Annotated in this window: 24 protein-coding genes and 1 pseudogene; 8 read left to right on the forward strand and 17 right to left on the reverse strand. The window is 68.0% G+C overall.

From position 1 onward, the window contains the following. Position 1: 1 nt before the first annotated feature. From ACYKG1_RS20920 to ACYKG1_RS20975, 12 genes are all read right to left on the reverse strand, one after another. Positions 2 to 772: a glycosyltransferase family 2 protein gene (locus ACYKG1_RS20920; protein ID WP_478471297.1), complete on the reverse strand. Its 771-nt coding sequence runs from the start codon at positions 770 to 772 to the stop codon at positions 2 to 4. After that, positions 762 to 2447, reverse strand: coding sequence for an ApeI family dehydratase (locus tag ACYKG1_RS20925; protein ID WP_478471298.1), 1686 nt, complete (start codon positions 2445 to 2447; stop codon positions 762 to 764). Before ACYKG1_RS20925 ends, ACYKG1_RS20920 begins: the two co-directional genes overlap by 11 nt. After that, positions 2440 to 2991, reverse strand: coding sequence for a COG4648 family protein (locus ACYKG1_RS20930; RefSeq protein ID WP_478471300.1), 552 nt, complete (start codon positions 2989 to 2991; stop codon positions 2440 to 2442). Before ACYKG1_RS20930 ends, ACYKG1_RS20925 begins: the two co-directional genes overlap by 8 nt. A gap of 22 nt (positions 2992 to 3013) precedes the next feature. Continuing rightward, the gene (locus ACYKG1_RS20935) at positions 3014 to 3271 is read right to left on the reverse strand and encodes an acyl carrier protein (RefSeq protein WP_005411609.1); all 258 of its coding nucleotides are present in this window, start codon (positions 3269 to 3271) and stop codon (positions 3014 to 3016) included. A gap of 17 nt (positions 3272 to 3288) precedes the next feature. Beyond that, positions 3289 to 3546, reverse strand: coding sequence for a phosphopantetheine-binding protein (locus tag ACYKG1_RS20940; protein ID WP_005411610.1), 258 nt, complete (start codon positions 3544 to 3546; stop codon positions 3289 to 3291). After that, on the reverse strand, positions 3533 to 4330 hold the full coding sequence (locus ACYKG1_RS20945) for a lysophospholipid acyltransferase family protein (RefSeq protein ID WP_478471302.1): 798 nt from the start codon (positions 4328 to 4330) through the stop codon (positions 3533 to 3535). Before ACYKG1_RS20945 ends, ACYKG1_RS20940 begins: the two co-directional genes overlap by 14 nt. Beyond that, the gene (locus ACYKG1_RS20950; RefSeq protein ID WP_478471303.1) at positions 4323 to 5066 is read right to left on the reverse strand and encodes a beta-ketoacyl synthase chain length factor; all 744 of its coding nucleotides are present in this window, start codon (positions 5064 to 5066) and stop codon (positions 4323 to 4325) included. The genes ACYKG1_RS20945 and ACYKG1_RS20950 overlap by 8 nt, the downstream gene beginning before the upstream one ends. 217 nt (positions 5067 to 5283) lie before the next feature. After that, positions 5284 to 6297, reverse strand: a complete 1014-nt coding sequence (gene cydB / locus ACYKG1_RS20955) for a cytochrome d ubiquinol oxidase subunit II (RefSeq protein ID WP_100474715.1) — start codon at positions 6295 to 6297, stop codon at positions 5284 to 5286. 1 nt (position 6298) lies between these two features. After that, complete coding sequence (locus tag ACYKG1_RS20960) at positions 6299 to 7696, reverse strand: cytochrome ubiquinol oxidase subunit I (protein WP_478471305.1); 1398 nt, start codon at positions 7694 to 7696, stop codon at positions 6299 to 6301. A 224-nt stretch (positions 7697 to 7920) separates the two neighbouring features. After that, entirely contained in the window at positions 7921 to 8136 is a 216-nt protein-coding gene (locus ACYKG1_RS20965; protein WP_100474721.1) for a hypothetical protein, read from the reverse strand. Further along, a complete protein-coding gene (locus ACYKG1_RS20970; RefSeq protein WP_100474723.1) occupies positions 8133 to 8786 on the reverse strand; it encodes an RNA polymerase sigma factor in 654 nt (217 codons plus the stop codon). Before ACYKG1_RS20970 ends, ACYKG1_RS20965 begins: the two co-directional genes overlap by 4 nt. Positions 8787 to 8823: 37 nt before the next feature. Next, on the reverse strand, positions 8824 to 9153 hold the full coding sequence (locus ACYKG1_RS20975; protein ID WP_005414880.1) for a hypothetical protein: 330 nt from the start codon (positions 9151 to 9153) through the stop codon (positions 8824 to 8826). A 236-nt stretch (positions 9154 to 9389) separates the two neighbouring features. Here ACYKG1_RS20975 and ACYKG1_RS20980 point away from each other — a divergent pair, with 236 nt between their 5' ends. From ACYKG1_RS20980 to hemF, 6 genes are read left to right on the forward strand one after another with little or no spacing between them, the layout of a single operon-like run. Further along, positions 9390 to 11759 (forward strand): S9 family peptidase, encoded by a 2370-nt coding sequence (locus ACYKG1_RS20980; RefSeq protein WP_478471308.1) that lies wholly within the window; start codon positions 9390 to 9392, stop codon positions 11757 to 11759. After that, a complete protein-coding gene (locus ACYKG1_RS20985) occupies positions 11756 to 12175 on the forward strand; it encodes an NUDIX hydrolase (protein WP_262084218.1) in 420 nt (139 codons plus the stop codon). Before ACYKG1_RS20980 ends, ACYKG1_RS20985 begins: the two co-directional genes overlap by 4 nt. 30 nt (positions 12176 to 12205) lie before the next feature. Then, entirely contained in the window at positions 12206 to 12766 is a 561-nt protein-coding gene (locus ACYKG1_RS20990) for a hypothetical protein (protein ID WP_100474733.1), read from the forward strand. Positions 12767 to 12800: 34 nt separating this feature from the next. Further along, positions 12801 to 13922 (forward strand): hypothetical protein, encoded by a 1122-nt coding sequence (locus tag ACYKG1_RS20995; protein WP_478471310.1) that lies wholly within the window; start codon positions 12801 to 12803, stop codon positions 13920 to 13922. 37 nt (positions 13923 to 13959) lie between these two features. After that, a complete protein-coding gene (locus ACYKG1_RS21000; protein ID WP_478471312.1) occupies positions 13960 to 15576 on the forward strand; it encodes a hypothetical protein in 1617 nt (538 codons plus the stop codon). A 54-nt stretch (positions 15577 to 15630) separates the two neighbouring features. Beyond that, entirely contained in the window at positions 15631 to 16527 is an 897-nt protein-coding gene (gene hemF / locus ACYKG1_RS21005) for an oxygen-dependent coproporphyrinogen oxidase (protein ID WP_100474745.1), read from the forward strand. 83 nt (positions 16528 to 16610) lie between these two features. Here hemF and ACYKG1_RS21010 read toward each other — a convergent pair. Both ACYKG1_RS21010 and polA read right to left on the reverse strand, forming a co-directional pair. Continuing rightward, positions 16611 to 17090, reverse strand: a pseudogene (locus ACYKG1_RS21010) (DUF421 domain-containing protein). Between the two features lie 371 nt (positions 17091 to 17461). After that, the gene (gene polA / locus ACYKG1_RS21015; RefSeq protein WP_262084214.1) at positions 17462 to 20236 is read right to left on the reverse strand and encodes a DNA polymerase I; all 2775 of its coding nucleotides are present in this window, start codon (positions 20234 to 20236) and stop codon (positions 17462 to 17464) included. A 97-nt stretch (positions 20237 to 20333) separates the two neighbouring features. Here polA and ACYKG1_RS21020 point away from each other — a divergent pair, with 97 nt between their 5' ends. Next, entirely contained in the window at positions 20334 to 20618 is a 285-nt protein-coding gene (locus ACYKG1_RS21020) for a DUF2782 domain-containing protein (protein ID WP_100474755.1), read from the forward strand. A gap of 130 nt (positions 20619 to 20748) precedes the next feature. Here ACYKG1_RS21020 and ACYKG1_RS21025 read toward each other — a convergent pair whose 3' ends face one another. Next, the gene (locus ACYKG1_RS21025; protein WP_005411629.1) at positions 20749 to 21195 is read right to left on the reverse strand and encodes a universal stress protein; all 447 of its coding nucleotides are present in this window, start codon (positions 21193 to 21195) and stop codon (positions 20749 to 20751) included. 183 nt (positions 21196 to 21378) lie between these two features. On the opposite strand from ACYKG1_RS21025, the gene ACYKG1_RS21030 reads away from it, so the two are divergent. Beyond that, positions 21379 to 21573 carry a hypothetical protein gene (locus ACYKG1_RS21030; RefSeq protein WP_478471315.1) on the forward strand — a complete coding sequence of 65 codons (195 nt, stop codon included), beginning with the start codon at positions 21379 to 21381 and terminating at the stop codon, positions 21571 to 21573. 33 nt (positions 21574 to 21606) lie between these two features. Here the strand turns inward: ACYKG1_RS21030 and ACYKG1_RS21035 are convergent, their stop codons facing one another. Both ACYKG1_RS21035 and ACYKG1_RS21040 read right to left on the reverse strand, forming a co-directional pair. Then, positions 21607 to 22161, reverse strand: a complete 555-nt coding sequence (locus tag ACYKG1_RS21035; RefSeq protein ID WP_478471317.1) for a hypothetical protein — start codon at positions 22159 to 22161, stop codon at positions 21607 to 21609. Positions 22162 to 22296: 135 nt separating this feature from the next. Next, positions 22297 to 22623 carry a low molecular weight protein tyrosine phosphatase family protein gene (locus tag ACYKG1_RS21040; protein WP_100474765.1) on the reverse strand — a complete coding sequence of 109 codons (327 nt, stop codon included), beginning with the start codon at positions 22621 to 22623 and terminating at the stop codon, positions 22297 to 22299. Positions 22624 to 22657: the final 34 nt, after the last annotated feature.

The following is a 22657-nucleotide window of genomic DNA, read 5'->3' on the forward strand; positions in this document are numbered from 1 at the left end:
CTCAGCGCTGCCCCCGCAGGCGGCGCCACAGCAGGCTCGGTGCGCGCCAGAGCATGCCGAAGAACAGGCGGGTATGCATCCGGCTGATGCGCACGTTGTCACGCCACACATCGAAGTGCGACACGCCATCGGATGGATAGGTCACGCGCGTGGCCAGATGCTCGACCGGCAGTTGCCGCCAATACAGGCGCACCATCACTTCGGTATCGAAATCCATGCGCCGGCCAATGGTCTCTTCACCGATCAGGAGCAGTACCGGCGGCAGCGGATACACGCGGAAGCCGCACATGGTGTCGCGCAGGTGCAGCGACAGCGTGTTGATCCAGACCCAGATATGGGTCGCGTAGCGGCCGTACAGACGCGCCTTCGGAACACTGGCATCGTAGGCCGGAATGCCGCAGATCACCGCATCCGGCTGCGCCTGCGCCGCCTCGATGAAGCGCGGCAGGTCGCCGGTGTCGTGCTGGCCGTCGGCATCGATCTGCAGCACGTGGCTGTAGCCACGCGCACCGGCCTCGGCAAAGCCGGCCAGCATCGCCCCACCTTTGCCCTGGTTGATGTCCAGGCGCAGCAGGTCGACCCCTTGGCGCTGTGCCAGCGAACGCAGCACCGCCGCGCAGGAGGCCCGCGAACCATCGTCGACCAGCAGGCAGGGCAGGCCGGCGGACTGCACGCCGTCGACCACCGCCGCGATGGCGTGCTCGTGGTCGTAGACGGGAATCACCACCAGTGGCGCGAACGCGGCACCGGCAACGGCCGGGTCAGTCCGCATCAGCGAAAACCACCTTGCCGCTGGCATGCACGCCGTGGCTGGAGGTGTAGCGGAAGGCCAGCACGTTGCGTGCGGCATCCCAGTCCAGCTGCAGGGTCAGCTCATCGCCCGGGCGGGCCACGTGCTGGAACTTCACCGCGTCCATGCGCAGGAACGCCGCCGGCATCGCAAACGCCTGGCGGCCGAAACGCACCGCCCAGTCCAGCTGCGCCACGCCGGGCAGGATCGCCGCCTGCGTGAAGTGGCCCTGGAACGACCGCAGCGCCGGGTCCAGGGTCATGCGCAGCGTGGCACTGGCGGCATCACGGCGGTCCCATGACGGCACCGGCATCAGCGGTTGGAACAGCGCTGCCAGGGCGGCCTGGGTCACCTTGCCCTGCGCGTTGATCGGCAGCGACGGCACCAGGCGCCAACGGCGCGGCCGGGTCACCGCGTCATGCGCATGCGCCAGACGCGCGCCGAGGCGCTGGCCCAGCGCGCGGCGCGCGGCATCACCGCCCTCCAGCAGCGTCGGGTCAGCCGGTACCACCACCGCGGCCAGTTGCTCGCGCTGCCCGGGCAGCACCAGCACGCGCGCGTCATCCACTTCGGCGTCTTCGCGCAGCGCGCGTTCCAGCGCATCCAGCGACACGCGGCGTTCTTCGATCTTGACGATGCGGTCGGCGCGGCCCAGCAGGCGGAAGCGGCCATCGGCCAACGCTTCAACGCGGTCCTGGGTACGCCACCAGTCGGGGGTTTCCAGATGCGCCGAGGCCACCGCCAGGCAGCCGTCGTCGATCCGCCACTGCACGCCCGGCAGCGGCTGCCATGGCGGCAGGTCGGTGTCCCAGCGGCGCCAGGCGATGCCGCCAGTCTCGCTGCTGCCATAGACCTCGGTTGGGGCCACGCCCAGCCACTGCCGTACCTGCCGCGCCGCGTCTTCCGGCAGCGGGCCGCCGGAAGAGAACACCGCGCGCAGGCGGCCATGCAGGCTGGCCCAGTCGAGCTGCTCAGGCAGACGCTTGAGGTGGGCCGGCGTCGCCACCAGCACTGTGTCGGCACCAGCCAGCGCGCCCACCAGGTCTTCGTGGAAGAACCGGCGCGGATGGATCAGGCGGCCGGCGGCCAGCGGCCACAACACGCGGAACAGCAGCCCGTAGATGTGCTGGTGGGACACCGTGCCATGGACCTGCACACCCTCCATCTGCGCACCGAACGCGGCCTGCAATGCCTCCACCTCGCGCGCCAGTTGGTCCAGGCGCTTGCCGATCGCACTGGGCTGGCCGGTGCTGCCGGAGGTGAACACGCACAGTTCGCAGGCGCGCTCGTCCAACGCCTGCAGTTCATCGTCCAGCACGGCGTCCCGCACCGCCAGCGGGTGGTAATCAGCGCAGACATCGCCCGCGAAACCGCTCACCCGCGGCTGCAGCGCCTGCAGCGTGGCCGGCAGGTTGTCGGCGGCCAGGAACACCCGCTTGCCGGCGTGCCAGGCACCGAACAGCGCTGCGGCAAAGGCCACGGCGTCGTCGAAGTACAGGGCCCAGTCGCGGCCTTCGGCGGCCGCAAAGGTGGCGCGCCAGGCCAGTACGTGCTGGCGGAAGCCGGCGTGGTCAACCACCTCCCCGTCGCAGAGGCCGACGCTGCGCTGCGGCCGTGCCTCCAGCAGCAACCGGTCCAGGGCAATCCAGTCAGCCATGCGCGTGCGCCGCCTTCACCCGCCGCCGTACCAGCCACTCACCCGCGAACAACACGCCCATCATCACGTACGCCAACAATCCGTTGTAGAGCATCCAGGCCCGGTCCGACGCGTACAGCGCGGTCAGCAGGGCCAGGCTGCCGTTGAGAACGAAAAAGCCGCACCACACCTGGGTGACGCGGCGGGTATAGGCCACCGCGAACGGCGGCAGGTCCGGCTCCTGCAGCCGCGCCAGGCGCTCCACCAGCGGCGGCCCGAAGCGCAGGCTGGTGCCGAACACCACCAGCATCACCGCGTTGACCAGCGCCGGGTACAGCTTCAGCGGCAGGGCCTGGTTCAGCACGGTGGCCAGCACTGCCAGCAGGCCGGTGCCGGCGGCGGCGGCCCACCACAACGGCTGGCGCGTGCTCAGCGCACGCAGCAGGGCCAGGGTGAACAGCAGCAGCGACAGCCAGCGCGGCTCGAAACGGCCCATCGCCAGGTACACCAGCAGCGGGTAAGCCAGCGAAATCGCTGCCACCACGACGGTACGTGCGCGAGCCATGGCGAAGCCGCCGGCGCTGCGGTCAGGCGGCTGCCTGGTCCGGCAGCAGTCCATGCACAACATCGACGATGTCCTGCACGGTGCGCACGGCCTTGAACGCCTCCGGCTGCAGATTGCGGCCGAGCAGCGGCTTGAGCTGCACGATCAGGTCGACCGCATCGATGCTGTCGATGTCCAGGTCGTCGTACAGGCGGGCCTCGGGTGTGATCCGGGCGGTTTCGATCTCGAAGCTGTCGGTCAGGATGCTGACGATGCGTTCGAACAGTTCATTCTTGGTCATGGCAATTCCTGGCGCCGTTACGACTGGCGGGCGGCGACGAACTCGCCGAGCGCGCGCACGCTGGAGAAATGGCGACGGGTTTCTTCCGAATCGGCCGAGAGGCTGACACCGTACTTCTTCTGCAACGCCAGGCCCAGCTCCAGCGCGTCGATCGAATCCAGGCCAAGGCCCTCGACGAACAGCGGCGCGGTCGGATCGATGTCCTCCGGCGTGATGTCCTCCAGCGAAAGGGAGGAAATGATCAATTCCTTGATCTCGTGCTCAAGTGCTTGCACGGGGCGGATCTCCAGACAGGTCGAAATAACGAGAAAGGTGCTCGGTGACGCGGCGTGCTGCCAAGGCATCCCCCCTTGGCGAGTCGTCATCGGCCAGGAAGGGCGCGATCGGGATATCTTCGCCGATCTGCAGCCGAACGTGAAAGCGACGTGAGGGGACACGATACCACTTCTGTCCCTTGGTCAACGTGGGCGGGGTGCAGGTGATCCGCACCGGGGTGATGTCCAGCCGGCCGCGGACGGCGATGTTGGCGGCGCCCCGCTGCAGCCTGGGCGGCTGGCCCGGCACGCTGCGGGTGCCCTCCGGGAAGATCACCAGGGTACCGCCGGCATGCACCGCCGCCACGCAGTCGTCAACCAGGCCCGCCCCGTCATCGTTGGCGATGTAGCCGGCCGCCCGCACCGGGCCGCGCATGAACGGGTTGCAGGCCACGGCCCGCTTCACCACGCAATCGGCGTTGGGCAGCAGCGAGATCAGGCAGACCACGTCGATCAGGGTCGGGTGATTGGCCAGAACCAGCAAACCGTCGCGCTGCAGGCGTTCCCCGCCCTCGATCTGGTAGGTCATCACCCCCAGCGCACGCATCAGGCGCAGGTGGCTGGCAAAGGCGACCTGGACCACGCGGCGGGCCCTGCGGCGGCGGGCCACCGGATCGCGCATCAGCAGCAGCACCGGCATCACCAGCACGCCCAGCAGCAGGCCGCCCACGCCAAATGCGACAAAGCTCAGGCCGGTGCCGAGCACCCGCCAGGCATGATCGAGGCGGCGCAGCGCCTCAGCCACGGCGCCCCCAGCGCCAGCGCTGGCCCTGGGCCACCTGCTCCAGCGCCGGCGCGCCGGACAGCAGGAAGCGGTGGAGGTCCAGCGCGTGCGGCAGCATGCCCGGTGCGGTGGCCGCGGCATGCGGCGCCGCCTCCCACTGCAGCGAGAGGGTCGGCTGGCCCGGCGTTGGCGCGGTCAAGCGCCAGCACCAAGCAAAGAACGGGTCGGGTTCGTCGGCGAACGTCGCGTAAATTTCAGGAAGCGGCGATTCGTAGACCACCACCCGCACTTCGCGGGCACCATCGGCCAGCAGGCCGGCTGCCTCCAGGCAGGCGGTCTCGACCGTGGCTTGGCCTGCGGCCAGCGCCAGGTAGTTGCCGCGGTGGCCGCGGGCGATCGAATACAGCGCCGCGATCGCGTTGTGCACCGACAGGCCGAACCCGGTCGGCGACAGCGGCTGCTCGCCGGCCAGCGCCGCGAGCAGATCCATCGAACGGGCGACGTCGCCATGGCGGCTGGCGAACACCAGTGGTACCCGGCTGTCGGCACCCTGCCCGTCCTCGCACCAGCACGCGGCCTGGATCGCCATCCGGCCCAGCCGCTCGATACGGCGGCGCCGCATCGCCGGTATCTCGGCCAGCGCCGGCGTGTCTTCGCCCTGCGGCGGATACGGCGCATCGGCCCAGCCCAGCCACTGGCTACGCTCGCTCAGGCCGGGCGCCCAGGCAGCCCAGTCGACGATGGAGAATTCGATCATTTAGCGATGGTGCTTCAACGGGAGAACGATAGGCACGAGCCATTACGGCGACGCGCGGCGGCCCCCCATTCCTGCAGCCGTGCGTCCGTCCAGGACGTCGCCGGCTGCCCCCCTGGCCGCCGGAAAGGAGCGCACGCTAGCACGTCCTGCACGGGGTGTGCAGGTTTCACATTCCCCAACGCGGGACCCGGCACCGGCAGGCCCCGCATTCAATCGATCAGTGGTAACCGGTATCGGCGTGCACCTTGCCGCGGAACACCCGGTACGACCAGGCCGTGTAGCCGAGGATGACCGGCAGCAGAATGACCAGCCCGACCAGGGTGAAGCCCAGCGAGGAGGCCGGCGCGGCGGCCTGCCACAGGGTCATCGACGGCGGCAGCAGGTAGGGCCACATGCCCAGCACCAGGCCGAGGAAGCCGAGCACGAACAGGGCCAGGCTGAGCAGGAACGGCGGCAGGTCGCGGCGCGGATGGGTGGCGCTGCGCCACAGCGCGGCAGCCACCGCCAGGGTCAGCAACGGCACCGGTGACAGCCACCAGAAGTTGCCGTCGCTGAACCAGCGATCCATCAACCGCGAATCGAGGAACGGCAGCCAGCTGCTGACCAGGCCCATCGCCGCGATCACCGCCACCACCAGCGGCCGCGTCATCTGCCGCGCCAGCGCCTGCACGCGTCCCTCTGTCTTCAGGATCAGCCAGGTGCTGCCCAGCAACGCATAGCCGGCCACCAGGGCGGCACCGGTCAGCATCGCGAACGGGCTGAACCAGGTGAATGCACCGCCCTGGTAGACACCGTCGACCAGCGGGATGCCCTGAACCAGCGTGCCCAGGATCACGCCCTGGGCGAAGGTCGCCAGCAGCGAACCGAGGCCGAATGCCACGCTCCACAGCCGGCGCGAACGATGTGCCTTGAAGCGGAACTCGAACGCCACGCCGCGGAACACCAGCGCCACCACCAGCAGCAGCACCGGCAGGTACAGCGCCGACAACAGCACCGCATAGGCCTTGGGGAAGGCCGCCAGCAGGCCAGCGCCGCCCAGCACCAGCCAGGTCTCGTTGCCGTCCCAGATCGGCGCGGCCGTGTTCATCATCAGGTCCAGCTGTTCCTCGTCCTCGGCGAACGGGGCAAGGATGCCGATGCCGAGCACGAAGCCGTCCAGCACCACGTACATCAGCACGCCGAAGCCGATCACCGCGAACCACGCCACCGGCAGCCAGGTCATCAGGTCCATGTCAGCGCTCCTCCAGTGGTTCGTCGGCCGCCGACAGCGGGCGCGCCGGGGTATGGCTGCCATGGTCCAGCGACGGCCCCTCGGCATACGGCTGCGGCCCATGGCGCAGGATCTTCACCAGGTACCAGATGCCCCAGCCGAACACGAAGGCGTAGCCAACCACGTAGACGCCCAGCGACAGCGCGGTCATCCACGCGCTCTGCGGGCCGACCGCATCAGCGGTGCGCAGTACGCCATACACCACCCACGGCTGGCGCCCCATCTCGGTGACGAACCAACCCGACAGCAGCGCGATGAAGCCGCTGGGCAGCATCCAGTTCCAGCCGCGCAGCAGCCACGGCGAATCCAGCAGCTTCCTGCGCCACAGCTGGAACGCTGACACCCAGGCCAGCAACAGCATCAGCGTGCCCAGCCCGACCATGATGCGGAAGGCGAAGAACACCGGCGTCACCGGCGGCCGTTCGCTGGCCGGTACCGAGGTCAGCGGATCGAAGGTGCCGTCCAGGCTGTGGGTGAGGATCACGCTGCCCAGCTTCGGGATGGCCACTTCGAAATCGTTGCGCTCTTCCTTCTCGCTCGGCAGTGCGAACACCACCAGCGGCACGCCCTCGCCTTCCCTGGTTTCATGCCAGTGCGCTTCCATCGCCGCGATCTTCATCGGCTGGTGCTTGAGCGTGTTCAGGCCATGCATGTCGCCGACGAAGATCTGCACCGGCACGGTCAATGCCGCGAATGCAACGGCAGCGACCAGCATGCGCCGGCCTGCTTCGACGTGCGTGCCCTTGCGCAGGTACCACGCGCCGATGCCACCAATCACGAAGCAGGTGGTGATGAACGAGCCCAACGCCATGTGCGCCAGACGGTACGGGAACGAGGGATTGAACACCACCTGCCACCAGTCCACCGGATGCACGACGCCGTTGACCATCTCGTAGCCGGCCGGGGTATGCAGCCAGCTGTTGGACGACAGGATCCAGAACGTAGAGAACAACGTGCCCAGCGCCACCATGCAGGTGGACAGGAAATGCAGGCGCGGCGAGACCCGGCCCCAGCCGAACATCATCACGCCGAGGAAACTGGCTTCCAGGAAGAACGCGGTCAGCACTTCATAGGTCAGCAGCGGGCCGATGACCGTGCCGGCCACCTCGCTCAGCCGCGGCCAGTTGGTACCGAACTGGAAGGCCATGACGATGCCACTGACCACGCCCATGCCGAACGACACGGCGAAGATCTTCTGCCAGAAGAAATACAGCTCGCGCCACACGGGCAGCTTCGTGCGCAGCCAGCGCCACTCGATGAAGGCCAGCCAGCTGGCCGTGCCGATGGTGAAGGCGGGGAACAGCACGTGGAAACTGATGACGAATCCGAACTGGATCCGGGACAACAACAACGCGTCCAAGGGACGCCTCCTGCCTGTGACCGGTGGGATACCGGACCACTTTAGGAGGATTTCGTTAAGCCGGGATGCGACCGGGTGACGCGCTGCTTCACTTTGTCGCAGGGCGGCACGAAGGACTTACCGCTTTGGTAGCTGCCAACCTTGGTTGGCGCACACACCCAGACGCCGACCCAGGCCGGCATCTACCAACAGCGACTGCAGCGGCCCACCGCCCGGAGGGCACCTCAGTTCCAGAAGTACCAGGCTGCGGCAGCGAGCAGCGCGCCAAACAACAGCACCTGCACCACCACGTAGCCCACGCCACCGTCGCGCGACTCAACGGCAATGCGCTTCTGCAGCGCCTCGCTCACATCCGGCGTCTGTTCCTGCCGTGCCTGTTCACGCAGCGCCTGTGCCAGCGCGCGCGCTTCCGCATCGCGAGGGTCGGTCGGTGGGTTCACAGCAGCTCTCCGGCGGTGGCATGCCGCGTCAGTTCCTGCTTCAGGACCTGGCGCGCGCGGTGCAGGTGGCTCTTGATGGTACCGCGTGCCAGCCCGGTCACCTGTTCGATCTCGGCCAGATCGAAATCCTCCAGGTAATGCAGGCCGACGATCAGGCGCTGCGGTGCGCTCAGTCGTTCCAGCGCCGCGCCCAGCTGGCGCCCGGCCTGCAGGGCCTCGCTCAACTCGGCCGGCCCCGGGCCTTCATCGCCAATCCCCAGTTCCTCCGGCACCTCCACTGCCACCATCCATTGCGCCTCCAGCCGCCGCCGGCGCAGGTGCTGCAGCGCAGTGGTGTAGGCCACCCGCGAAACCCAGGTGCGCAGCGAGGATTCGAAGCGGAACCGGTGCAGCTGGCGGAACACGGCCAGGAAGGTTTCCTGCAGCAGGTCGGCGACTTGGTCGCGGTCGCCGACCATGCGTCCGATCACATGCGCGCAGGTGCGCTGGTGGGTCTCGACCAGCTGCGAAAACGCCGCCTGCGAACCATCGATGATCGCCCGCACCAGGGCCTGGTCCGCGTCCAGCGGCTCGGCGGGCGGTGCAGCCGCTGCTGCATCATCGCGACGACGGCCCCGCAGTGCCGACAATGCTTCGCCGAGCAGGCTCATGCGCGGGGCGCCCCCTGTGCCCGTGGCATGTCCTGGCTCAGCCCTTGCGTGCGGCAGGACGGGTGAAGTGCCAGGCCAGCAGCTGGCCCAGGCCAGCACTGCCGACCAGCGCGGCGGCGGCGCCGAAGGTCAGGTCACGGGCACCGATGGCTTCCAGCAGGGCCATGGCCAGGGCCAGGCAGACCAGGCTGATGCCCCAGCGCAGCGCACCCTGGCGCCGGCGCTCTTCTTCCAGCACCGCCAGCGAGCGGATCACCTCCTCCGGCACGTGCGGGGCCACCAGCTTGCTGCGCGCGCGGGCATCGGCAATGGCGTGGATCGCGTAGGCGATGCAGATGAAGAGGGTGATCGGGATCAGTTCCTGCATGGTCGGCTCCTGTTCGGTGGATGATGCGGGTTCAGGAGAATGGATGCGCGACCACGGCAACCGGTTGCATCAGGCGTCCGGTCCCATCCGAACGGAATGGCCATCATGCCGCACACGCCGCCGCAGCGACTCGGGCGGTGCCTTTTGCCGATTCCGCTGCCATGACCTGTGGCCCCTGCCCCGGGTCCTTGCGGCTGCTACGCTTGCCCGGTTTCCTCTTCTGGTGCCGTCCGCCCATGTCCCGAGTGCTGCCCCTGTCCCTCCTGCTGTCGGCCGTACTGGCCGCACCGGCTGCGCATGCCGCGCCGACGCCGATCACCATCGAACAGGCCATGGCCGACCCGGACTGGATCGGTCCGCCGGTCGAGAAGGCCTGGTGGTCGTGGAACAGCCAGCAGGTGGAGTACCAGCTCAAGCGCAACGGCAGCCCGGTACGCGATACGTTCCGCCAGCCGGTGGCCGGCGGCGTGGCCGCACAGGTGGCCGATGACCAGCGCGGCACCCTGGACGTCGCCGAGCCGGTCTACGACCGCAGCCGCAGCCGCAGCGCCTTCGTCCGCAATGGCGATGTGTTCGTGCGCGACCTGCGCAGCGGCGCGCTGACCCAGCTGACCCGCAGCAACGAGCGCGCGGGCAACGTGAACTTCGCCGCCGACAACGGCGTGATCTGGCGCGTCGGCCAGAACTGGTTCCACTGGACCGCCGCCAGCGGCGTGCAGCAGGTAGCCAGCCTGAAGGCCGAGAAGGACCCGCGTACGGCGCCGAAGGCCGATGTGCTGCGCGACCAGCAGCTGCGCACGCTGGAAACCCTGCGCCGCGACCGCGACCAGCGCGAAGCGCTGAAGGACCAGGACCAGCGCTGGCGCCAGGCTGATCCGACCCGCGCGCCGGGCCCGGTGTACCTGGGCGCCGACGTCGAAATCGGTGACAGCGTGCTGTCGCCCGACCTGACCCACCTGATCGTGGTGACCAAGCCGAAGGACTTCGACGACGGCCGCACCAGCAAGATGCCGCTGTACGTGACCGAATCGGGCTACGAAGAAACCGAGGACACCCGCACGCGCGTCGGCCGCAACGGCTTCGAACCGCACACCCTGTGGTACGTGGACGTGCGCACCGGCAAGGCCGAGAAGGTCTCGCTGTCCGGCTTGCCGGGCATCAGCACCGACCCGCTGGCCGAGCTGCGCCGCAAGGCCGGCAAGGATGCGCTGAAGGGCGAGCGCAGCGTGCAGGTGATGAGCGACTTCATGGGCGGCGGCATCCGCTGGAGCGCCGACGGCCAGCAGGCCGCGGTGATGCTGCGTGCCAACGACAACAAGGACCGCTGGATCATCAGCGTCAACGCCGCCGACGGCCGCGTGCAGAACCGCCACCGCCTGACCGACAACGCCTGGATCAACTGGGGCTTCAACGATTTCGGCTGGATGGCCGATGGCCGCACGCTGTGGCTGCTGTCCGAGGAATCGGGCTTCTCGCACCTGTACACCCAGGCCGGCACCGCCAAGCCACAGGCGCTGACCAGCGGCAAGTGGGAAACCTCGGCGCCGGTGCCGTCGGCCGATGGCAAGGGCTTCTATTTCCTGTGCAACCAGCAGGCGCCGCATGACTACGAAGTCTGCGCGGTCGACACCGGCAACCGCCAGGTGCGCGAGCTGACCAGCCTCAATGGCGTGGAAGACTTCTCGCTGTCGCCGGACGGCCAGCAGCTGCTGGTGCGCTACTCCGGTGCCTACCTGCCGCCGCAGCTGGCGGTGCTGCCCAGCGCCGGTGGCCAGGCACGCGTGCTGACCGATACCCGCACCGCCGATTACAAAGCGCGTGAGTGGATCCAGCCCAAGCTGGTGGCGGTGCAGTCCAAGCATGGTGCCGGCGTGGTCTGGGCCAAGTACTACGAGCCCGAGCACAAGGAACCGGGCAGGAAGTACCCGATCGTGATGTTCGTGCACGGCGCCGGCTACCTGCAGAACGTGCACCAGCGCTATCCGGCCTACTTCCGCGAGCAGATGTTCCACAACCTGCTGGTGCAGAAGGGCTACATCGTGCTGGACATGGACTACCGCGGCAGCGAGGGCTACGGCCGCGACTGGCGCACGGCCATCTACCGCAACATGGGCCATCCGGAACTGGAAGACTACAAGGACGGCCTGGACTGGCTGGTCGACACCCAGCAGGGCGACCGTGACCACGCCGGCATCTACGGCGGTTCCTACGGTGGCTTCATGACCTTCATGGCGCTGTTCCGCGCACCGGGCACCTTCAAGGCCGGCGCCGCGCTGCGCCCGGTGGTCGACTGGCACAACTACAACCACGGCTACACCAGCAACATCCTCAACACCCCGGACATCGACCCGGAGGCGTACCGCGTGTCCTCGCCGATCGAGTACGCGCAGAACCTGCAGGACAACCTGCTGATCGCCCACGGCATGATGGATGACAACGTGTTCTTCCAGGACTCGGTGAACCTCACCCAGCGCCTGATTGAGCTGCACAAGGACAACTGGTCCATTGCCCCGTACCCGCTGGAACGCCACGGCTACGTGCGTGCTGATTCCTGGCTGGACCAGTACAAGCGCATCCTCAAGCTGTTCGAGCAGAACCTGAAGTGAGCAACACCGCAGCCACGATCCGGATCGTGGCTGCGGTCATCCTGGATGACCGCGGCCAGGCGTTGGTGGTGCGCAAGCACGGCGCCCGCCGCTTCATCCAGCCCGGTGGCAAGCCCGAACCCGGCGAGGCGCCGTTGCAGGCGTTGGCCCGCGAACTGCGCGAGGAACTGGGCGTGCAGCTGTGCACCGCGTCGGCCCTCGCGCTGGGCGCGTTCGAAGACTGGGCGGTGAACGAGCCCGGCCATCGCGTGCAGGCGCAGGCATGGTGGGTGCAGGTGGTCGGCACGCCGCAGGCACGCGCCGAGATCGCCGAGCTGGCCTGGGTTCCACTGCGGCCACCGCATGGTCTGCCCTTGGCACCCTTGAGCGAACACCATATCCTGCCGGCGGTCGCCACCCGGGTGACGGCCCGCTGAGCAGGCGGGCGCCGACTGCAAGGACATCGGATGTCAATGTCGATCCCGTCGATCCCCTCCCTGCCTTCCCCGGCCTATCACGCCTGGGTGCGCCCGGTGGCCCAGGCCTCGTTCTGGCTGTCGCTGCTGCTGACGATCTACTTCGTGCTGCAGGGCCTGGTGCTGTGGCCGCTGCACAACCTCGCGCTGTGGCGCCTGGTGGAAAGCGAAGTGCAGCTCCAACAGCTGCACAGCCTGATCTGGCTGCTGGCGCACCCGGTGGCCGCGTCGATGGTCGTCGCGCTGTTGTGCCTGGCCTCGACCGTGTCCAGCTGGGGCCTGTTGCGCGAACGGCGCTGGGGTCTGTGGAGCTTCGTGCTGTTGCTGCTGCTGAGCGGCTTGACCAACTTCGCAGTCGCCTGGTGGCTGGATGTGTTCATGGGCGACCTCATCCCGTTCCTGGCCGATGACCCGGCCCTGCTGCAGGAACTGCAACTGAAACGCTGGCTGATCACGCTGACCGTGGTCGGCATGTCGTTCGTGCTCCTCGGCCTGCAGGGTTGGCTGGCCTGGCGCCTGCTGCGCCCCGACGTGCGCTCGCGCTTCCACTGAGTTCCACCGATCCCTGCCCGACAAGGACCGTCGCATGCGCTGGCCGTCGCTTCTTCCAGCACTGCTGCTGTTCGCCGCACTACCTGCTTCCGCCGACGCGCTGCACTGCGGCGAGTACCGCAGTGTCGATGACGGCATGGCACTGGTGTTCACCACCCACAGCAGCGGCTACCGCCACAACGGCATCGGTGAGCCGCAGCCGCTGTGGGTCGATCGCAGTGCGGCACAGACCCGCCTGGTCATGCTCGACGATGGCGTGGCGGAGCCGATCCGGATCAGCGCCGATGGGCGGCGCATCGAGGACGACGTGCTCATGGTCTACACCCTGCGCCAGCCCCGGGCCTGCGCTGTCGAGCCCAGCACTGTGGCCGGCAGCTGCCGCGCTGCTGGCAGCTACTGCATGGTGCAGCTGCCAACGGCCTCACCCGGCCAGGCCCGGCGCGCCTGCGACGAGGGCGTGGGTGCGGGTTGCTCGGCACTGCTGCAGCAAAGGCTCGAAAGCAACTCCGCGGCAGCGACCGATGGCGCCGGCACCGCGCGCTTCGAGCGCCCGCCGGCCTGCCGCGAGTACACCCCCACCCACGATCCGCAGGCCTGCGAAGCGCTGGCCGACGCTGATCTGGCCGCCGCCATGCGACGGGTTGATCAGCGCCTGGAACGTGCCGAGAAGGCACCGGAGGGACCGCCGTTACCCCTGGCGGCACTGCAACAGCTGCAGCGACTGTGCCTGCAGCACCGCGGTGGCCGCTTCTGTGTCGAAGTGGCCGAGCAGCAATTGAAAGCACTGCAACCCGCGCTGGCGGTACAGGCGCTGCAGGTGGCCTGCGACGCAGGCCGCGCCAGTGCGTGCGAACGTACCGCGCCATTGCGTGAACTCGGTGCCGATCTACGCCTGGTCCCGCTCCAGCAGCTGCCGTGTGGCCGATACCAGGCCGAGGGTGGCCAGGTCGACATGCTCGACTTCGGTGATGGCACGCGAGGCCGCCTGCAGGAAGGTGCGGTCCAGCTGCAGCAGAACGGCGAAACCCATGTCCTGCGCCAGCTCGGCAATGGCGACCTGCTCGGCATGGATTCGCAGACCGGTTACCAGCGCTACCAGCGCGTGCCAGACGCGGCACAATGCGTGACCGCGCGCGTGGGCCGTGGTTCGCCGTAGCGCCAGGAGTTATCCGTTCGATCGTCAAGGAGACGACATGCTTCTACCCGCACCACGCCGCCGCTGGCTGGCCTGGGCCTTGCTGCTGGCCGCACCGACGGCCGCCGCGCAATTGCCCCAATGTGGCCTGTTCAAGGCCGACGAAGGCAGCAGCACGCTGCGCATCAACTCACCGAACCGCGGCGAGCAGAAGCACTTCGGCAGTGCGCCGTCTCCGGTCGCGTTCCAGCAGATCGACGGAAAGCTGCAACTGGTGAACCTGGAGTACGGCCTGCCCAGCGCGCTGCAGGTGCGCGATCGTGGCCGCACGGTTGAGGCGGATGGCACGGTCTACATCCTGCAAGCCCCCGCACAGTGCGCCGCAGCCGCCACGCCGGCCGAAGGCAGCTGCCTGGCCGATGCGGCGGCGTGCCTGGACAACCGTCGCGAAGCGATCCCGACCGCACTGGAAGCAGGGTGCCGGGAAGGCGTGCCCGGCATGTGCCTGCAACTGGCCGATCGTTGGCACGATGAAGCCAAGCCCACGGTCGGGGCCGATCCTGCCATGGCGAAGGCAGCGCTCGACGCCGCCCTGTCCGGCATCACGCTCCCCGCCGCCTGCAACAACGGCGGCTTCGAACAGGGAACCCCGGCGTGCGCCACCGCACTCGAGGCGGCCCCCGCAGTGCAGGAGCAGCTGGCCAAGGCGGCGATGACGGCGGCCATGACCGAAGCGATGGTGGCGATGACGGCGCCAGCCGGGCCGGTGGTCATCCCGGCTGAGCGACGGCAACAGTTGTTGCGGCTGTGCCGCGAGGTACCGCATGGCGGCTTCTGCACCCGCGTGGCTGAGCTGTCCTGGGAGGCGGGAGATCCCCTGCAGGCAGTGCAGGCCCTGGCTGCGGCCTGCACCCCCGGCAATGACACCGCCACCTGCGAGCGCCTGCCGGCATTGCAGGCGGTGGGCGCATCGTTGCAACCGCAGCCGGCAACGGCCCTGCCCTGCGGCAATTACCGGGCCGACGGCGGCCTGATGGACACGCTCGATTTCGGTGACGCCGGCCTGGTCGGCGTCGGCTGGGGCAGCCATCTTCGCGCGCGTATCGATGCGGGCGACATCCGCATCCGCCACGACAAGGGCGGCGACTTCGTGCTGCGCCCGCTGCCGGGCGGCCAGCTGCTGGGCCTGGATACCTGGACCCGCTTCCAGGTGTTCACCCCCACCGGCGAGGGCCCGGCCCGGTGCAGTGCGCCGAAGCAGTTCAACGTGCTGCCACTGCCACAGGATTGCCCGCTGGCGCTGGCCAACGAGGACGGCGCCGAAGCCTGCTGCACGCAGGGCAAGCTGCAGGGCTGCAACATTCTCGGCAACCGCCTTGCGCTGTCCGGGAACTGGCTGCAGGCCGCCGAGCACTACACCACGGTCTGCCGCGCCGGCGTGCGCGAAGGGTGCGAGAACCTGGTGACCGCGCAGGGCAACGGTGCGGAACTGGACGCACGGGCAACCCTGGAGCAGCTGTGCAAGGCCGACCGCAGTGGCCTGCATGTGGCCTGCGACGTGCTCGGCGCCCAGAACTGGGGGCTGATCACGCTGGGCGGTGCCCTGCAGAAATCAGTTGACGAGGCGGCCGAGGACGACGCTCCGGCGCCGCGCAACTCCAACCGCAAGCGCTGAGCCCGCCAGGGCCTGTCCGCAGCTTCGGGCGGGCCCTGCGGTAAAGTACGCGCCATGAACGAATTCGAGCGCGTGCGCGCCTACCTCACCGACCTGCAGGACCGCATCTGTACGGCGATCGAGGCCGTCGATGGCCAGGCCCGCTTCCAGGAAGACCTGTGGCAACGGGCCGAGGGCGGTGGCGGGCGTACCCGCGTGCTGCGCGACGGTGCGGTGTTCGAGCAGGCCGGCATCGGCTTCTCCGACGTGGCCGGCAGCCGCCTGCCGCCGTCGGCCTCGGCCAACCGCCCGGAGCTGGCCGGCGCCTCCTGGCGCGCCACCGGCGTGTCACTGGTGTTCCACCCGCTCAACCCCTACGTGCCGACCACCCATGCCAACGTGCGCTTCTTCCAGGCGCAGCGCGACGGCGAGGTGGTGGCCAGCTGGTTCGGCGGCGGTTTCGACCTGACCCCGTTCTATCCGTTCGACGAGGACGTGCAGCACTGGCACCGGGTTGCGCGCGACCTGTGCGCACCGTTCGGCGATGAGCGCTACGCCGCGCACAAGCGCTGGTGCGACGAGTATTTCTTCCTGCGCCATCGCAATGAAACGCGCGGCGTCGGTGGCCTGTTCTTCGACGACCTGCACGGCGACTTCGAGCGCGATTTCGATTACCTGCGCGCGGTCGGTGATGGCTTCCTCGACGCCTACCTGCCGATCGTGCAGCAGCGCAAGGACGCCGCCCATGGCGAGCGCGAACGCGAGTTCCAGCTGTACCGCCGCGGCCGCTACGTGGAATTCAACCTGGTCTACGACCGCGGCACCCTGTTCGGGCTGCAGAGCGGTGGCCGCAGCGAAAGCATCCTGATGAGCCTGCCGCCGCGGGTGCGTTGGGAGTACGGCTTCAACCCGGAAGCGGGCAGCGCCGAGGCACGCCTGGCCGATTACCTGGTGCCGCGCGACTGGCTCTGATGGATGTCGTCGCGCTGGGCAAGGGCCTGGTGGGCACGCATAGGCGGTGAAGGGCGGCCGAGCCTGGGCCCGGCGCTACAAGATCAGCTGTGCTTCCGCGCGATGATCGTGATGTGCCCGGTCGTCTCCAGCAGCGCGACCTGCACGTCTTCGATCCGCAGCCCGCCCTGCTGGCGCAGCGCGGCGTCGAAATCGGCCGGGCTGATCAGTTCGCGGCGGAGAACACCGTCCAGCAGCCGGCCATCACGCGCGATCACGGTGGGCTCTCCTTAGATCATCCGCTCCATGCGGCGATTCCGGGTGGTCAGCCAGCCCACCCCGTAATTCAGCACGATCAGGGTGGCCGCCAGCAGCAGGCCTCCGCCCAGCGAGGTGTCCGTGCCCAGCAGCGCGTTCTGTACCGCGTTGCCCAGCAACACGATCAGCAGCACGTCGAAGGGCGTGATCTGTCCCAGAGCCCGCTTGCCACCGAGCCGGACCATGCCGAGCACCACGACATACACCACCACCGCGCGCAGGATGAACTCCCACCACGGCATGGCCAGTGCGAACAGGTCGGGCATTGCGGGTTCCCCTGCTGGACAGTGGCCCAGCCTAGCACCTGGGGTCAGATCCCTTTGCCCGGTGGGCAAAGGGATCTGACCCCATCGGAGATGTTCCGGCGGCACAAATAAAAAGCCCCGCTGACCAGGGGGAGGTCAACGGGGCCGGGGAACGGGCACTTGGGGAGGAGTCCCCGTTCCGAGATCTGCTCCAGGGGATGGGAGAGATCCACAACAGGCATTGCGCCTGTCGGGAGTTATAGAAGCACTCCGAACACTAACGGTTCGTGAAGGGACCCAATTTAATGAACCTCAATCAGGGCAACATTCATGATCGAGTCAGAAACATCTGATGAATGAATAGGTTCACGTCGTTTTCGGCCCGAAACACGTCAGTGCGCTTCGTCCCAGTTGCTGCCGACGCCCGTATCAACCACCAGTGGCACCCGCAGTTTGGCCGCTTGCGACATGCGCTCGACTACCTGCAAACGCAACTCCTCGACGAAACTGCTTTCGGTTTCGAACACCAGTTCATCGTGCACCTGCAGGATCATCCGCGCCGGTGCACCACTGTCACGCAGCCACTGGTCCACCTCCACCATCGCGCGCTTGATGATGTCGGCGGCGGTGCCCTGCATCGGTGCGTTGATCGCGGCACGCTCGGCACCGGCGCGCAGGCCCTGGTTACGTGCATGAATGTCGTTCAGGTACAGGCGGCGGCCGAACAGGGTCTCCACAAAGCCCTGATCGCGGGCCTGCTGCCGCATCCGCTCCATGAAGTCGCGCACGCCCGGGTAGCGGCTGAAGTACAGCGCCACATAGTCCTGCGCCTGGCCGCGGTCGATGCCCAGGTTGCGGGCCAGGCCGAAGGCGCTCATGCCGTACATCAGGCCGAAGTTGATCGCCTTGGCGGCGCGGCGCTCGTTCGGGGTCACCTCCTCCAGCGTGCGCCCGAACACCTCGGCAGCGGTGGCACGGTGTACGTCGGCGCCCTGCTCGAAGGCACGCACCAGGCCCGGGTCCTCCGACAGGTGGGCCATGATCCGCAGCTCGATCTGCGAATAGTCGGCCGCCAGCAGCTGGAAGCCCTCCGGGGCGATGAACGCGCGGCGGATGCGGCGGCCGTCCTCGGTGCGGATCGGGATGTTCTGCAGGTTCGGGTCCGACGAGGACAGGCGGCCGGTCGCAGCGCCGGACTGGTGGTAGCTGGTATGCACCCGGCCGGTGTCCGGGTTGACCATCTCCGGCAGCTTGTCGGTGTAGGTGCTGCGCAGCTTGGCCAGGCCCCGGTAATCCAGGATCACCCGCGGCAGCTCGTGCTGGTCGGCAATCGCCTCCAGTGCCTCTTCATTGGTGCTGGGCTGGCCCTTCGGGGTCTTCACCACCGCCGGCAGCTTCAGCTCGTCGAACAGCACCGCCTGCAGCTGCTTGGGCGAATCCAGGTTGAAGCTGCGCCCGGCCAGCTCGGTGGCCTTCTGCTGTGCGGCCAGCATGCGCGAGGACAGGTCCTGGCTCTGCCGGCGCAGCTCGTCGGTGTCGATCCGCACACCGTTGGCTTCGATCGTGGTCAGCACCGGCACCAGCGGCATTTCGATGTCGCGATACACGCTGTCCAGTGCCGGCTCGGCCAGCAGCTGCGGCTGCAGCGCGTGGTGCAGGCGCAGGGTGATGTCGGCGTCCTCGGCCGCGTAGCGGCTGGCTTCGTCGATGCCCACCTGCGAGAACGGAATCTGCTTGGCACCCTTGCCGGCCACGTCCTCGAACTTGAGGGTGCTGTAGCCCAGGTAACGCAGGGCCAGCGAATCCATGTCGTGGCGGGTGGCGGTGGAATTGAGCACGAAGCTCTCGAGCATGGTGTCGTCGTGGTAGCCCTGCACCTGCACGCCATGGCGGCGCAGCACATGCAGGTCGTACTTGCCGTGCTGGCCCAGCTTCTTCTTTGCCGGGTCCTGCAGCACCGGGCGCAGCGCATCCAGCACCTGCTGCATCGGCAGCTGCGGCGGCGCGCCCGGGTAATCGTGGCCGACCGGGATATACGCCGCCTTGCCCGGCTCGACCGCCAGGCTGATACCGACCAGGCGCGCACGCATCGCGTCCAGCGCATCGGTTTCGGTGTCGAAGCTGATCAGGTCCGCCTGCTGCAGGCGCTCGACCCAGGCCTGCAACTGTTCGGCAGTCAGCACGGTCTCGTACTCACCCGGCGCGGCCAGCGCCGGATCCAGCGTGCCGGCAGCCGGTGCCTCGGCGCTGCCCCGGGCGAAGCCTGCGGCGGTACCGCGCAGGCTCGGGGTGGCCTCGCTGGCGGCGGCCGGTGCCGGCAGCGGCGCACCCAGTTCCTTCAGCGCCTGGGTGAAGCCGTAGCGCGTATACAGCTCGGTCAGCTCCGGTACGTCCTGCTCGCGCAGGGCCAGCGTAGTCGGGCTGGCGTCCAGCGCCACGTCGGTGCGGATGGTCACCAGCTCGCGGTTCAGCGGCAGCCGCTCCAGCGCCGCGCGCAGGTTCTCGCCGATCTTGCCCTTCATGGTCGGCGCGGCCGCCATCACGCCTTCCAGGTGCTGGTACTCGGCCAGCCACTTGGCGGCGGTCTTCGGCCCGCACTTCTCCACGCCCGGCACGTTGTCGACGGTGTCGCCCATCAGCGCCAGCAGGTCGATGATCTGGTCGGCGCGCACGCCGAACTTGTCCATCACCGCCGCGTCCGAATCCATGCGGCTGCCGGTCATGGTGTTGACCAGCTCGATGCCCGGGCGCACCAGCTGGGCGAAGTCCTTGTCGCCGGTGGAAATGGTCACCTTCAGGTCCTGCGCCAGGCCCTGCAGCGCCAGCGTGCCGATCACATCGTCGGCCTCCACGCCGGGGATGCGCAGGATGCTGATGCCCAGCGCCTCGACGATGCGGCACATCGGCTCGACCTGGCTGCGCAGCTCGTCGGGCATCGGCGGGCGGTTGGCCTTGTACTGGTCGTACAGGTCGTCACGGAAGGTCTTGCCGGGCGCGTCGACCACGAACGCGACGTAGGCCGGGCGCTCCTTCAGCGTGGAACGCAGCATGTTGACCACGCCGAACAGCGCGCCGGTGGGTTCGCCCTGCGCGTTGGACAGGGGCGGCAGCGCGTGGAACGCGCGGTACAGGTAACTGGACCCGTCGATCAGGACTAATCTGCTCATGCGCCGATTCTACGCGCCCGTGCCTGCACCGCGACGACACGGCGCGCACCCGGCGATGGGGCATAATCAAGGCTCTTTCCAGGCAAAGGCGCCGCCGATGAAGACCCTGATGCTGGCTTCCCTGCTCCTGCTCGCTGGCTGCGCCAGCATGGGTGGCGCGGGCGCTCCCCCGGTGGACGTCAAGGGCGCGGATGTGTCCAAGCGCACCATGGACAACGGTGACACGATCGAGGAATACCGCGTGTCCGGCCAGCTGCGCATGGTCAAGGTGACCCCATCGCGCGGTGCGCCGTTCTACATGTATGACAAGAACGGCGATGGCCGTTTCGACAACGACAAGGACGGCGTGTCGCCGGTGTACTGGAAGCTGTACAGCTGGTGATGTGACCGGGGGTCGGGTCCCTGCGATCCAGTAGATCCACGCCATGCGTGGATGCCCCCGGCCCCACAAAAAACAACGCCGGCGCGCATCCTGCGGCCGGCGTCGGGTCCCCTCCCCGGGAACGCTTGTATCAGCGGATGACCAGCACCGGCAGGGTGCTGCGCGCCAGCACTTCGGCGGTCTGGCTGCCCAGCAGCACACGGGTCACGCCACGGCGGCCATGCGAGGTCATCACGATCAGGTCGCTGTTGCGCTCGCCGGCGGTCTCGATGATGCCGTCAGCCGCATAGCGGTCCAGCACGTGCACCGGGTTGGCGGTAATGCCCTGCTCGGCGGCCTTGGCCAGCGCCGGCTGCAGCACCTTCTGCGCGCCTTCCTCGCGGTCGGCCTTGTACTCAGGGCTGTTCATGTAGCCCACGCTCCAGCCCATGGCGTCGTACATGCCGACAGCCCACGGCTCGGAAACGGTCACGATATCGACCTCGGCATTGAGGTCCTTGGCCAGCTCCAGGCCCTTGGCCAGGCCCTTGTCGGCCAGCTCGGACCCGTCGGTAGCAATCAGGATGCGCTTGTACATGGTGGGGCTCCGTGGCGGTCTGCCAGATGGGAACACCACCATTGCACACTGGATGTGCAGAGCGCGCCTTGAGCAGGATCAATCCGGCGCCGCGCAGCGGCCTGTGCCCACCGCCAGCTTGCGTACCCGAACACTGAGGCGCAGGCTGGGTGGGCGGCGGCGCGCCGCCTTGGGAGAACCCGCATGCAGGACAGCAAGCCGACACCACCAAGAACGCTCAGGATCATCTTGTGGAGCCTTATCGCCGCCTTCGTACTGTTCTGCGGCGGCTATTACCTGGGCAAGGATCTGGCCCAGCGCGACAACGCCCGACAGTCAGCCAGCCAGCCGATAAGCTGCTTCTATAGAGCCGAGCCATGCTCGGCTTCGGATGCATGAGCCGAGCATGGCTCGGCTCCACATTTTCCGCCCTCAGGCGATCTGCACCACGCGTGCGTTCTGGCACAGCGGGTAGCTGGCCACGAATTCAGCGATCGCATCACGCATCGCCTCGAACGATTCGCCGTACATGTACAGCGCGGTCTCGGTCGGGCCCTGCCACCAGCTGCAGATCTCGCCCAGGCCGTCGATGTTCTCCGACAGCTGCTCGAACACGTGGTTGGAATCGCACTGTTCGTAGACGTCGTCCGGCAGGTTCAGGCCGTCCAGGTAGATGCCCAGGCCCTCGGTCACGCCGAAGCTGCGGTCGGCCTCGCCCGCACCCTGCAGCTGCGAACCCTTCGGTGCACCCAGCTGTTCCAGCAGATCGATCAGCTTCGGCACGCCATCAGCATCGAGCAGGGCAACTTCGATATCACCGTACTCGACTTCACCCAGGTCGGAGATCGCGGTGCCGCCGCCGGTCAGCTCGCCCACCCGGGCCGCCTGCAACAACGCGTCAAGCGGATCCTCGAACAGTTCGTGGCGATGCTCGGGCTGCAGCCGGGCGTTCAACTTCACGGTGACGTGCAGCGTGGGTTCGGTCATGGGGGCGTTCCTGGAAGATGTCAGGCCCCATTGTAGAGTCGAGGTTGCTCGACTGCCTTTGTAGAGTCGAGCCATGCTCGGCTGCCTTTCCCACCAGAAGCCGCCGAGCATGGGTTCGACTCTACAACACCGCGGTCAACGCAGAAACGGCGTGACCTTGCGTTTCAGCAGCTCCACCAGCACCGGGTCCATGTAGTCGTAGTCGTCTGGAATATCCAGGCAGATCACCCGCTTGCCGTTCAGCCATGCCTTGTAGCGGCTGGACAGCCGGTTGCGGTGCGCCTTCTCCATCACAAACACCAGGTCGGCCCACTGCAGCAGCTCGGGGCTGAGCACTTCGTCGGCATCGGCCAGCAACCCGGCCGAGGCGGTCTCGATGCCTGGCCAATCGGCAAACACCTGCTCGGCCGTCGGGCTGCGCAGGCGGTTCTGGCTGCAGAGGAAGAGCACGTTGCGGGTCATGCCCGCAGCCTAATCGGGGTCGGATCCCTTTTCC

Source organism: Stenotrophomonas sp. 85239_Sma (genome assembly GCF_056481725.1).